8 protein-coding genes are annotated in these 13609 nt (G+C 46.0%); 5 read left to right on the plus strand and 3 right to left on the minus strand.

All coding sequences use genetic code 11. The features are described from left to right. Positions 1 to 66 precede the first annotated feature (66 nt). From UXZ23_RS06830 to gcvP, 5 genes are all read left to right on the plus strand, one after another. On the plus strand, positions 67 to 1896 hold the full coding sequence (locus UXZ23_RS06830) for a sodium:proton antiporter (RefSeq protein ID WP_320819869.1): 1830 nt from the start codon (positions 67 to 69) through the stop codon (positions 1894 to 1896). A gap of 344 nt (positions 1897 to 2240) precedes the next feature. Next, on the plus strand, positions 2241 to 3134 hold the full coding sequence (locus UXZ23_RS06835; protein WP_320819870.1) for a helix-turn-helix transcriptional regulator: 894 nt from the start codon (positions 2241 to 2243) through the stop codon (positions 3132 to 3134). 146 nt (positions 3135 to 3280) lie between these two features. Continuing rightward, a complete protein-coding gene (gcvT, locus tag UXZ23_RS06840; RefSeq protein WP_320819871.1) occupies positions 3281 to 4363 on the plus strand; it encodes a glycine cleavage system aminomethyltransferase GcvT in 1083 nt (360 codons plus the stop codon). Positions 4364 to 4408: 45 nt separating this feature from the next. Next, positions 4409 to 4792, plus strand: a complete 384-nt coding sequence (gene gcvH, locus UXZ23_RS06845; protein WP_320819872.1) for a glycine cleavage system protein GcvH — start codon at positions 4409 to 4411, stop codon at positions 4790 to 4792. 98 nt (positions 4793 to 4890) lie between these two features. After that, positions 4891 to 7791: an aminomethyl-transferring glycine dehydrogenase gene (gene gcvP / locus UXZ23_RS06850; protein ID WP_320819873.1), complete on the plus strand. Its 2901-nt coding sequence runs from the start codon at positions 4891 to 4893 to the stop codon at positions 7789 to 7791. Between the two features lie 67 nt (positions 7792 to 7858). On the opposite strand, the gene UXZ23_RS06855 is transcribed toward gcvP, so the two are convergent. From UXZ23_RS06855 to UXZ23_RS06865, 3 genes are all read right to left on the minus strand, one after another. Continuing rightward, positions 7859 to 8284 (minus strand): hypothetical protein, encoded by a 426-nt coding sequence (locus UXZ23_RS06855; protein WP_320819874.1) that lies wholly within the window; start codon positions 8282 to 8284, stop codon positions 7859 to 7861. 243 nt (positions 8285 to 8527) lie between these two features. Beyond that, positions 8528 to 10900: a putative bifunctional diguanylate cyclase/phosphodiesterase gene (locus tag UXZ23_RS06860; RefSeq protein ID WP_320819875.1), complete on the minus strand. Its 2373-nt coding sequence runs from the start codon at positions 10898 to 10900 to the stop codon at positions 8528 to 8530. A 587-nt stretch (positions 10901 to 11487) separates the two neighbouring features. Continuing rightward, on the minus strand, positions 11488 to 13609 hold a 2122-nt coding region (locus tag UXZ23_RS06865), incomplete at its 5' end, for a putative bifunctional diguanylate cyclase/phosphodiesterase (protein WP_320819876.1).

A 13609-nucleotide genomic window follows, 5' to 3' on the forward strand; every position in this document is an offset into this window, starting at 1 on the left:
GGTTTCTGTTGGCCACTCAGCTCGCTATGATGGAGGTTACTTTCGTCATCGGAATATCCCTCCTTCATGGATTCTACAATTTTAGCGTTCGCCTTCATCGCCATATTGGCATTTGCTTGTCAGTGGCTAGCGTGGCGTGTGAAGCTTCCAGCCATTCTCTTTTTACTCGCTTCTGGACTTATCGTAGGGCCTCTAACGGGATGGTTTGATCCCGATCCACTCTTTGGCGACTTACTATTTCCGCTGATATCGCTATCGGTAGCCATCATCTTATTTGAAGGCAGTTTAACCCTGGATTTCGCCGAGATTCGAGCGCAAAAAAACGTCGTACAACGATTAATCACCATTGGCGCTTTAGTCACGTGGGGGGTCATCGCTGCAGCTACCCATTACTTATTTGAATTAAGCTGGTCTTTAAGTGTGCTATTTGGCGCACTCACAGTCGTTACTGGCCCAACCGTCATTGTACCTATGCTTCGTACCGTGCGACCCAATGCCTCTATCGGTAATATTTTGCGCTGGGAAGGTATTCTTATTGATCCGATCGGCGCATTACTCGTGGTTGTTGTGTACGAATTTATGGTGGCACAAGGACAAGCTTTAGGCTTGACTAGTGGCCTACTCGCTTTCGTCGAGATCATCGCCGCAGGCAGTATCATGGGCCTTGCCGGCGGCTGGTTACTATCGGCCATATTGAAGCGCCATTGGGTGCCAGACTACTTAGAAAATCTGGCCACGCTGTCGCTAGTCTTTGTTGTCTTCGGCGTTGCCAACGCCTTAGCACATGAATCTGGCTTACTGGCCGTGACCTTGATGGGAATGTGGCTAGCAAATCAAAAAGATATTCGCATGGCTGAAATCCTCAACTTCAAAGAAAATCTAACGGTCGTTCTAATCTCGGGACTCTTCATTATTTTAGCGGCTCGTCTGACCCTCGACGATATTATTGCGTTAGGATGGACCCCACTGATTTTGCTGGCGATCATGCAGTTTGTCGCTCGCCCATTATCGGTTCTTATTTCGTCCGCGGGTAGCACACTAAAGTGGCAGGAAAAGGCACTACTATCTTGGATTGCACCACGTGGAATAGTTGCCGCCGCGGTATCTGCCCTTTTCGCGATTAAGTTAGAGCAGGCTGGAGAAGAAGGTGCTTTGATATTAGTCCCTCTTACTTTTAGTGTAATTTTTGGCACAGTCGTTCTGCAAAGCGCAACCGCTGGATTTCTGGCACGCTGGCTTGGCGTAAATGAGCCACCGCCCAACGGCTTCTTAATTGTTGGCGCAAATACTGTTGCACGCGCTGTTGCCAGCGAATTAAAAAAGCACAACGTGCGGGTACTGCTTAGCGACTCAAACTGGGAAAATATTCGCGCCGCGCGCATGAAAGGCCTTGAAACCTTCTTCGGCAATCCCGTTTCAGAATACGCTGAGCAGCGACTTGATCTGGTCGGCATTGGGAAGCTGTTAGCACTCTCTCCAGAACGCAGCAACAATACAGTTGCGGGGATGCGTTTTGGCTCTGAGTTTGGAACGCACAATATTTATGCATTACAAACAACCTCCGAGGCGAAGCTTAGTGAGAAACACCAACACGGTGAGGAACACCGAGGTCAACGCTTATTTACTGACACTATGACCTATAGTAAGTTTTCAAGCTTACTTTCCCAAGGTGGCGAGATGCACTCAACTCGGCTAACCAAAGAATTTGGCTTCGAGAAATTTATCGATATTAATGGCAAGGGAGCCATTCCCTTATTCGCTATTACACCAGAAGGCAAGGTTCAAATCTGTGTAATTGGGCGTGAATTTAAGCCCAGTGCTGGTTGGACAATCGTCAGTTTATTTACACCCAACTTGGTTACAGAGCGCGCTGCGTCTAACACAGCGACCTCCTAGGTCGTTGTGTTTTTGACGCCAAAAAAATATGTAACATTTTGTGACGAAAATAAGATACATAGCGACTAATAATTTAATGGTCGCAAAATGACTAATTCTATTTTTAAATGTCTATATTGATACTTTTATCTACAACCCCCCCCAATCCGTGGCCGTTTCGGCCATTTTAGGGTCAGATTAAGCCAAACAACTTCAAATCATTGCGTAATTAAACATTGATCTACAAGTAACCCGTATTAAAGTCTAGGTTCTCACCACACGATATAACTAGACCAATCATGCATTCTCTTAAACCACATACGGAAACACTGCAGACGCTGCGCCGCCTTGTGATCCGGAAGGATATGAAAAAGACGACACCGACGCTCAACGGCTCCGTCGGCAATATTCACGATACACCGGCGCTACTTCACGTTGTCTCAGTACTTGAGAATAGTCAGTTGGTCGATAACTACCCGACACTATTTTTAGAATACGGTCAAATCTTAGGAATGCAGACAACCGCACAAACTGACAACCTAAAACAGTTGTTAGATAAAATGCAGACGTTGATTAGCACACCTGAACGCCCTTTCTCTCTTAAAATTCTTGATGATGGCATGACCAGTCATTGCGAATTTTTATGGCTATCGTCAATTGACCCGATACCGTCCCAGGGTTTATCAGAGTTGTTGTTGGCTTATGGATATACCTTAGGTTTCGCATTTATCGCTGGCACCCATGAACAGATTTCCATATTTTTACCGTACCCAGAGCCTGAATATGCTGATCAATATCCGCTATATGCTCCCCTCAGAGTGACGTACAACGCCCCCTATTTAGCAATGCGTATTCCTTCGGCACTATTGGGCGAACCGTTACCAACTGACGTCATTAGTTTTGGCAGGAAAGGTGCTAACTTACGCTCATCACAGTTGATTGCGCAAAAAGCCGCCAATATTCTGCGCAACAATCTGCGCGAGCCACCCCCACTTGCCGACTTGGCTGCACAGTTAAGCTTAACCGAGCGTACCTGCAAGCGCCGCTTGCAAGAAGCGGGGACGCACTACCAGCAATTACTCGCAGATCTGCGTTTGGAGCAGGCACACTATTGGCTAAATCAGCGTATCTGCAACGTTAGCCAAGCAGCGGAACGCCTTGGTTATTCAAGTGTTGCTAACTTCTCAAAAGCCTTCAAAAAGTGGAGCGGTTACTCACCAACCCACGCCAAACAACGTCGCGAACCCGAACCTGCCTGATCTTAGCGAGTAGGTGGACATTGTGATCGCCTACTCACGACGAAATCCAGGTGCCTCGCGCCGCATAAAACGCTATACTTGCCGCCTTTTTCAGACAGCCACCTTGCCCTAAAGCAACTGGCTTGAACTCGCAATCAGGACAAATCATGGGCAAGCACACCGCTCTATACGCTAAACATCTTGAAGCCAACGGCAAAATCGTCGATTTCGGTGGCTGGGACATGCCTATCCATTACGGATCACAAATCGTCGAGCACAATGCGGTTCGTGAACATGCCGGCATGTTCGATGTATCCCATATGACCATCGTTGATGTTCGCGGCCCTGACGCCAAAGCTTTTCTACAAAAATTACTGGCTAACGATGTCGATAAACTTGCCGAAGTTGGCAAGGCTTTGTACAGCGGCATGCTCAATCATGATGGCGGTGTCATTGATGACTTAATCGTCTACCGCATGGAAGGTTGGTATCGAACAGTCGTAAACTGCTCGACGCGCGAGAAAGACCTTGAGTGGATGGATAAGCAAAGCCGTGGTTTTGATATTAGCCTAACTGAACGTCCCGAGCTGGCCATGGTAGCCGTGCAAGGTCCGCGAGCGATCAAAATCGTGCAAGGTATCAAAACCGAAGCTGCCGATTTGATTGGGCGCTTGAAAATTTTTCAAGGCTTACCGCATTCCGACTGGTTCTTCGCACGCACAGGCTACACTGGCGAAGACGGTTTAGAAATTATGATTCCCGAAAACGAAGTCGCTGGATTCTGGCAAGCCTTGACAGATGCCGGTGTAAAACCAGCAGGACTTGGTGCGCGTGACACTCTGCGCCTAGAAGCGGGAATGAACTTGTATGGCAACGATATGGACGAAACCATTAGCCCGTTGCAAGCAGGTATGGGCTGGACTATCGCTTGGCAACCGTCTGATCGCGATTTTATTGGCCGTGAAGCACTAGAACAGCAAAAAGCGGCTGGTGTAACTCATATCCAAGCCGGTTTAGTCTTTGAGAGCCGCGGCGTTATGCGCTCGCATCAAAAAGTCATCGTTGATGGCGTTGGTGAGGGCGAAGTGACCTCTGGCACGTTCTCACCAAGCTTGCAGTACTCGATTGCAATGGCACGAGTACCTGCCGGAACGGGCGACACCTGCCAAGTAGAAATGCGCGGCAAGCTGGTTGATGTGCGCGTCGTTAAACTGCCATTCGTACGTAATGGTAAAAAGCAGTTCGCGTGAGCTGCTAATACAGAATTTTTTGCATAAATAATTGGAGACACCCACATGAGCAACATCCCTGCTGATTTGAAATACGTTGCCTCCCACGAATGGATCCGTGTTGAAAGCGATGGCACCGTAACGGTAGGCATCACTGATTTTGCACAGGACCAACTGGGCGACGTTGTTTTTGTTGAACTGCCAGAAGTTGGCACTGACGTGGAAGTAGAACAAGACATCGCTGTTGTTGAGTCGGTTAAAGCCGCTTCTGACATTTACGCTCCGCTAACGGGCAAAATCATTGCTGTGAACGAAGCGCTAGCCGATGCTCCAGAAACCGTTAACGAAGATCCATACGGTGAAGCTTGGTTCTTTAAAATGGAATTGGCCAACAGCGAAGATCTAAACACACTATTGGATGCCGACGCTTACGCGGCTCTTTGCGAATAACGCTCGATATTCTATAGCCGCTGGTTGTTAACGACACGGCGGCTACAGAACGCTTTACTTAAATATCCCCGAACTCCGACATGCCCACAGGTTCATCCATGACCACTCTGTCCCTGAAAGATCTGGAACAACGCGACAACTTTATTGGCCGCCATATTGCCTCTAATGGCGCAGGTAACGACGACAACGAAGAAGCAGCATTGCTCGCTGCCGTTGGCGCTGATTCACTGGAAGCGCTCACCGCAGAAATCGTTCCTGCCGATATTCTGCGCCCACCGTTCCTGACTACCGGTGAACCGCAATCAGAGTTCGCAGCGACCAATCGTCTACGCAAGATTGCAAGCAAAAATAAAGTATTCAAAAGCTATATCGGTTTGGGCTATCACGACACCATCATCCCACCGGTAATTCTGCGCAATGTGCTAGAGAACCCGGGCTGGTACACCGCCTATACCCCATACCAACCTGAAATCGCTCAGGGTCGTTTGGAAGCCATCTTAAACTTCCAGCAAATGGTGATCGACTTTACCGGTATGGAAATGGCAAACGGCTCCCTACTGGATGAAGGTACGGCCGCAGCAGAAGCGATGGCGATGGCTAAGCGCACCGTGCGTAAGAACAAATCCAATACTTTCTATATTGATGAAAACTGCTTACCGCAGACCATAGACGTAGTAAAAACGCGCGCGGAAGCCTTTGGTTGGGACATCCTTGTTGGCCCAGCACTTGGTGCCACAGAAGCCGATGTATTTGGCGCTTTATTTCAGTACCCAGGTAAAAACGGTGAAGTGACTGACTTTACGGATGTGATTACCGCCCTGCACGCCAAAGATGCGCTTGCCGCCGTAGCAACCGACTTAATGGCCCTTGTCATGCTAAAAGCACCAGGCGAAATGGGTGCCGACATTGTATTAGGTAACGCCCAGCACTTTGGTGTACCAATGGGCTTCGGTGGTCCTCACGCGGCGTTCTTCGCCACGCGCGATGCTTATAAGCGCTCTATTCCTGGCCGCATTATCGGTGTCTCAATCGACGCTCAAGGCAAACAAGCCTTGCGTATGGCACTGCAAACTCGCGAACAACATATTCGTCGCGAAAAAGCCAACTCGAACATCTGCACTGCTCAAGTATTACTGGCCAACTTATCCTCGTTCTACGCTGTGTATCACGGCCCGCAAGGTTTAAAAACCATCGCTAGCCGTATCCACCGCCTAACCGATATTTTAGCGAAAGGCCTGCAAAGCAAAGGTATTGAGCTAGTCAACAATACTTGGTTCGACACGCTAACAATTCGTGTCACCGACAGTGCCGCATTATTAGCTCGCGCCGAAGCCGCTGAAATCAACTTGCGCTACAGCGACAACAATCACGTCAGCATGAGCTTGCACGAAAAGGTTAGCGCCGCTGATATTCAAGAATTATTTGATGTAATCTTAGGCGCAGGACATGGCCTAGACGTATACGCACTCGATGCTGAAATTCTAGCCAATGGTAGCAACAGTATTGATAGCGGTATTCAGCGCACAACCGCCTTTTTAGCGCATCCAACGTTCAATAAGTACCACACTGAACACGAAATGCTGCGCTACATGAAGCGCTTAGAAAGCAAAGATCTGGCGATGAACCACTCGATGATCACGCTAGGCTCATGCACGATGAAACTGAATGCCACGACTGAAATGATCCCGGTCACATGGCCAGAGTTCAGCAATATCCATCCGTTTGCACCCAAGAGCCAAACCCAAGGCTATGAAGAATTAGTACAAACACTCGATGCCTACTTGCGCGACATCACCGGTTTTGATGCTATCTGCATGCAGCCAAACTCAGGTGCACAAGGCGAATACGCTGGCTTGCTAGCAATTAAGAAATACCATGAAAGCCGCGGTGATCATCACCGTAATGTGTGTTTAATTCCACGCTCGGCGCACGGTACTAACCCGGCATCAGCACAAATGGCCTCGATGCGTGTGGTTGTTACCGACTGCGACGATGAAGGTAACGTCGATTTTGCCGATCTGAAAGCCAAAGCTGAAGAGTTAGGCGATCAATTATCCTGTTTAATGCTGACCTACCCATCAACCCACGGTATCTATGAAAAAGGCGTGCGCGAAATTTGCGACCTGATTCACAGCCTAGGTGGCCAAGTGTATATGGATGGGGCCAACCTTAACGCTCAAGTCGGTGTGACTCAGCCCGCCTTTATTGGCGCTGACGTATCGCACATGAATCTGCACAAGACCTTCGCTATCCCTCATGGCGGCGGCGGCCCAGGCATGGGACCCATCGGTGTAGCGAAACACCTAGCGCCGTTTGTGGCTAACCACAGCGTGCGTCCAATTGAGGATGCCAGTATCGGCAACGGTGCAGTGTCGTCAGCACCCTACGGCTCAGCGAGCATTCTGCGAATTAGCTGGATGTACATTACGCTAATGGGCGGCAGCGGTTTGCGTAAAGCAACACAAAACGCATTACTGAAAGCCAACTATCTGGCTAAACGTTTAAGCAGCCATTACCCAATTTTATACTCAGGTTTAAATGGCCGTGTTGCGCACGAATGTATTGTTGACCTACGCCCGATTAAAGCAGAAACCGGTATCACCGAAGTGGATATCGCTAAGCGTTTAATGGATTACGGTTTCCACGCGCCGACCATGTCATTCCCGGTTGCAGGGACTTTCATGATTGAGCCAACAGAATCTGAAAGCAAAGTCGAAATCGACCGCTTTGCCGATGCCATGATTGCGATTAAAGGCGAGATCGAAGCGATTCAACGTGGTGAATTGGATGCGGAGAATAATCCGCTGAAAAACGCCCCGCATACCGCACCGGTTATTGCTGGCGAATGGAATCGTCCATATAGTCGCGAACTAGCTGCTTATCCGGTAAAAGAACTGGGTGCGCACAAGTTCTGGCCAACAGTAGGACGTATCGACGATGTATACGGCGATCGAAATTTGATTTGCTCATGCCCTGCGATTGAAAATTACGACGATTAATTATTGAATCGTAATAAATAAGAAATAAAAAGCCCCGTAATAACGGGGCTTTTTTTATGTCATCAAATTAAAAATTATACTTCTCATTAATTTGATTCTTCTGACGGATATACTCTTCAGTAGAGATTGCTTTAATGGCCAATTGGTCATCAATACGTGTAATTTCAACTGCTTTGTCTTTTTTCAATTTTTGCGTCGTTATGTAGTAGTTGTCAGCTTTAGAGCCTTCATAACCACTAATAGGATCCCATAAAATAGACACTGGCCACAGCAACAAATTAACCACACCTAAACCGATTTCTCCAGCATAAAAAGAACCACCACCAGGTAAAATACCAAGCGCAGCTCCTGTTCCAGGATTTTTTTCCTTATAAAGGACGCCGCTCGCTTCCATTGCAGCATATTCTTGTTTTTGTATGCTATTTAAGCCACTAGCACAGCCAACGCTCAGAGAGGCCATTGTACATACTGCGGCGATACGAATTAACTTCATTAATTGATTTCCTATATACTTGTTATATCACTCATGTCCCTGACACTCAGGTGCTGCGGAGTTTAAACGAAGTCTAGGTCATCACAAAACAATTGGCGCCATTAGACCAAGTACGCGTCCAATCACATTCACATCAATAACTTTATAACTAATTGCATGTTCAATAATTAAAATATTACCTTGCCTCATCCTAGGGAATAGATATTTCAGAATTTTTAATTTAACTCCTACTAATGATCGCATCTATGCAAGCCTCATTGGTGGGTATTGACGTGGCATTTTGTAAGGTGTGTCTTTATAGCTTAAATACCAAGCATCTAACTCCTGTCGCAACATAGGTTTAGCGAAGTAATACCCCTGTAGCTCTTCGCCTCCAAGACCTAATACCGTTTTTAATTCATCTTCGGTTTCAACACCCTCGACAATAATGCCTAACTCCAAACCATGCGCTAGTGCCACAATACTCGTGTACAAACCTGCACCACCATCTTTTAATGCCGTCACAAACGAGCGATCTATTTTCAACGTATCTAGTGGAAAATTACGTAAATAACTAATAGAGGAATAGCCCGTGCCAAAATCATCAATTGATACACGGATACCTCTTATACGAAGCTGATTCAATACATCACGGATTTGTTCGACATCATTAGCGAATACGTTTTCTGTCATTTCAACTTCTAGTCGCTCGGGTTGCAAACCGGTTTCATCGAGGATAGTGAAAACTTCCGTGACAAAATCTGGGTCGACCAATTGCAATACAGATATATTTACTGCGACTCGAATCAAACTATCTGGAGCAATTTCGATTAACGTTTCACAAGCACGCCTTAGAATCCATCCGCCGAGCAGAGGCATAAAACCGTATTCTTCGGCCAATGGAATAAAAACCCCAGGGCTTATTGAATCCCCTTTTGGCTGTGGCCACCTAGCTAACGCCTCAAAACCCGTAATATGACCGTTTTTAGCGGATATAAAGGGTTGCAATGCAACATCCATAGATCGATTTTCGATGGCGGTGCGTAACGCTTGAGCAAGGCGTACTCGCTCTTCAGCCTCTTTCCCCCAATGATCGTTATAGATCGATACGCCATCTTTCATGCATTTGGCACGATACACGGCAATATCTGCATGCTCTAACAAGTCATCTGGCGCGACGCCATGATCAGGGCATATAGATACGCCGATACTTGCCCCTACCGTTACAGGGCCCTTTTCGAGCTCAATAGGGACTTGTAGCTGTTTTATTAAGCGCTCTGAAAATTGCTGAATGTCATCCCTCGACGACACTTGCTTTTGTAAAATAACAAATTCATCACCGCCCCAGCGTGCGCATATTCGATTTTCATCACAAGCCTGACTGATTCGTTGAGCAGTCTCGCGTAAAACATGATCGCCCGAAAAATGTCCTAAACCATCATTAATTTCTTTAAAGCGATTTAAGTCGAGCATATAAACCGCAAAGCCTGATTGATCTCTTTTGTATTCCTCCAAGGCTGCTTGTACTTCTGCTGCAAAACGATAACGGTTACCTAATCCCGTCAACATATCATGATCTGCTTGATGCTTTAGCTCTCTTGTTCGTTCTTGAATCTGGCTTTCTAATGAGGCGTTTACTTCAGTTAAACGCTTGCGTGCCTGCGTGAGGTCGATATTCAACTCTTGCATTCTTTCCGCTCGGTACTCAGCAAGCTTTTGCAGTAATCGACCTTTTAAGGAACGGGCAGACGACTGATGAATATTCTCCACAACGACTAACAAACTCAGTATTGCTAATAAACTCAAGGCGACAACTAACCAAGTATTTAGATCCGCGATCAAAATAAACGTCAATGGTGTGAGACACAAAACACTATTGAAGTACAACAAAGCACGATCAGCAGTAAGGCCTATAGTACTAAAAACAGCCATGAGGATTAGAATTCCCGCGACTACGCTATAGTTGAACCCATTTAGCATGTCATAAAACATAACAAGATAAGCAAACCAAACAACTTGACTTGCTAAAACACCTCCTGAAAAAATCAATCGCCATTGTATAAGCGAGCGTTTTTCAGAATCATTCATAAAGCTAACGAAACCTGCCGCTCTTAAAGTCTGAACGGAGATGAAGCCTAAAAACCAACTCCACATCAATGCTTCAGTTGGCTCAGTTCGCAGTGCAATAACTAGAATAAATGCGGTAGCAGCCTGCAATATAATCGATTGCGCGCCTTGAAAGTGCATCGCTGATATTCTTAATTGTATTAGTCCTGACTCTGACATATCCGGTTCAGCGATCTTACCTTTATATTGCTCACGCCTAAAATTATCCATTTCAGTGCGATATAACCAGATGATCTGCATAACTTCCATAAAACCCAAGACAATTCCGGTCAAGCCCAATGACATAATTTTATCGTCACCAAGAAGTGTCAACTGCAGTGACATTGGCAAAAGACTAATCGAAAGAATAAGTAAGGCATAACGAGGAAATAACGTCATCGGTAAAAAATACGCCAATACCGACACGATAAATAGGCTGATAGTTATTAAACGTACATCCCCATCTAAAATCGGAAGAATAAATGCCGCTGAACAATTCCAAACCAAAATAAGAATGACCAACTGCCGCATAAATCGACGTATTCTTTCTTTTTGATCAGAAATCTCAGTGGGCTTATCTACGATGAAGCGATGACAAGTATGCAAAGGGAAAATATAAAGTGGTAAGCAAAAAAAAACGATAAACCAGACTTCAAAAATGCCATGAAGATACAAAAAAACGATCATTGCTAAATTGCATGCAATAGCTAAGGCTAATCCTGCAGTCGCCCTCCTCATCAATAGTGATGATCTTTCTCCATAAAATTCATCTGTGCTTTTAATGATGCTAGGCAGAAAGCCGATACTTCTCATAAACCGCGACAAACCCTATTGATGGTGTTAAGTAATATCAGCTCATCGGTCTTTAAGTTACGCGTGGCGACATATAAAAGTCCAACATCTATCACTGAGCACAATATATACAAACCACAAACCTCAAGTCTAATTACCCCTTACCTCTATAATAGTTCAACTAACGAATGAGGAATGAAACGGACTACCAAGCCCAACCACAAATCAGATCTATTACCGTGACTATCCTGTCAACCATGCTAAATCATCTCTCATCCAATACCAGCATAAGACATGGTGCATGGGATCAAATCCATACTCTAGCTCTAACCCAAGCTTACCAATGGAAATTGTGGCTTAATATCAAATGCTGTATCTCGATGCTCTATCAGCCAACCTTCCAGCTCTGGCAGCATCATAGGTTTCGCAAAGAAGAAGCCCTGAACTTCTTCACCACCAAGACGAATGACACTGTTTAGCTCTTTTTGAGTTTCAACCCCTTCGACGACGACCGATAGTTCAAGGCCATGCGCAAGCGCAATAATACTACTGAAGATGCCTTCACCACCGCTGTTGAGCGCCGTCACAAATGAACGATCAACTTTTAATGTATCGAGTGGGAAATCTAACAAATAGCTAATCGACGAATATCCAGTACCAAAATCGTCAATAGATATACGTATACCTTGTTCTCGCAGTTGACTTAAAACATTACGTATTTGCTCCACATCACTCGCGAATACGTTTTCCGTCATTTCAAGCTCTAGGCGCTCTGCTGGCAGCCCCGTTAGCTTTAGCACATCAAGGACTTCGCTAACAAAATCGGCATCAAGCAATTGCAATACGGATATATTGACCGCGACTCGGAGATCACTATCTGGCGCAACGTCCTTCAACATTTCACACGCACGCTGCAACACCCAACGCCCTAACATCGGCATTAAACCGCACTCTTCCGCGAGGGGGATAAACACCCCAGGACTAATGGGAGCAATACTCTTATCCGTTTGAGGCCAACGGGCTAAGGCTTCAAAGCCCGTTAACTTACCAGTATTCATGGCAATCAATGGCTGCAATGCGATATCCATCGCTTGACTCTCGATGGCATTGCGTAATGCTTGAGCAAGATGAACACGCTCTGCCGCCTCAACGCCCCAATTATCGTTATAAATCGACACTGTACCGCGCATACATTTAGAACGATAAACAGCAATATCAGCATGTTCGAGTAGCCCTTCTGCCGTTGTACCGTGCTCTGGGCAGACAGATACACCGATGCTAGCGCCAACACTGACGGGGCCGCTCGACAATTCTATTGGCATTTTTAATTTATTAACAAGATCGTCAGAGAAGTGATAGATCTCTTCACGACTAGAGACATAACGTTGCAATATTACGAATTCATCACCGCCCCAACGAGCACAAATATGATCCTCGCCACACACGTCGCGGATACGTTGCGCTGTTTCTCGAATAACATGATCACCAGCAAAATGGCCAAGGCCATCGTTAATTTCTTTGAAGCGGTCGAGATCCAAAAGATAAATCGCAAAACCTGACTGGTCGTGACGATACTCATCTAATGCTCGCTCTACCATAATGGTAAAGCGATAACGATTACCTAAGCCCGTAAGCATGTCGTGGTTAGCTTGATGTTTAAGTTCTTGAGTGCGCTCCTGCACTTGTGATTCGAGGGATGCATTTACTTCAGTTAATCGTTGGCGCGCACTGGTTAAATCTAAATTCAACTCTTCCATTTTATGTGCACGATAATTCGCCAATTTACGTAGCAAGCCACCTTTTAATGAATTCATAGCGGCGTCATGGATACTCTCCATAACTAAAAACATCGTTAATGCAGCTATGAACCCTAATGAAGCTAGCATCCAGACATTAATATCGGCTGCAATAAAGAGAATCGGGGGACTAATACATAAAGCACTATTGGTATATAAAAGCGCTCGATCCGATGTAAGGCCAATTGAGCTAAGCACTGCTACAACAATTAATACACCAGCAACTACGCCTAAGTAGAAATCGCTAAGTGCCGCATTAAAAATGAACGGAAACGCAAACCAAACGAATTGGCTAGCGATCATAGCGGTAGCAAAAAGTGCGCGCCACCGTCGCATGCGATATTGATAAGGCTGGCTGACATAAGCAATAAATGCGGCAGCACGAAGAGTTTGCATCGACACAAAAGCCAAAAACCAGCACCACAGGGTACCTTCAATTTCTGGAGTCCGCAGCGAGATTACGAGTAATAACGCCACGACAAGTTGTAGCACTACGGAAGGAGGACTTTTTAAATACAAAGAAGAAATCATGACCCGCCGCAATCCAACTGTAGTCAGATCAGGTTCAGTCACCTCTTTCCCTTTATTCACTTTACGCAGAGTTTTCATGTCGATGCAGTACAGCCACGCAACGACAATGATTTGAGCAAAA

It is taken from the genome of Thalassolituus sp. (genome assembly GCF_034111725.1).
Classification (GTDB): domain Bacteria; phylum Pseudomonadota; class Gammaproteobacteria; order Pseudomonadales; family Oceanobacteraceae; genus Thalassolituus.

Coding starts and splice junctions, on each gene's coding strand:
- UXZ23_RS06835 (WP_320819870.1), top strand. CDS start 2,241: ATGAAAAAGACGACACCGACGCTCAACGGCTCCGTCGGCAATATTCAC.
- gcvP (WP_320819873.1), top strand. CDS start 4,891: ATGACCACTCTGTCCCTGAAAGATCTGGAACAACGCGACAACTTTATT.
- UXZ23_RS06830 (WP_320819869.1), top strand. CDS start 67: ATGGATTCTACAATTTTAGCGTTCGCCTTCATCGCCATATTGGCATTT.
- gcvH (WP_320819872.1), top strand. CDS start 4,409: ATGAGCAACATCCCTGCTGATTTGAAATACGTTGCCTCCCACGAATGG.
- UXZ23_RS06860 (WP_320819875.1), bottom strand. CDS start 10,900: ATGCGGCAGTTGGTCATTCTTATTTTGGTTTGGAATTGTTCAGCGGCA.
- UXZ23_RS06855 (WP_320819874.1), bottom strand. CDS start 8,284: ATGAAGTTAATTCGTATCGCCGCAGTATGTACAATGGCCTCTCTGAGC.
- gcvT (WP_320819871.1), top strand. CDS start 3,281: ATGGGCAAGCACACCGCTCTATACGCTAAACATCTTGAAGCCAACGGC.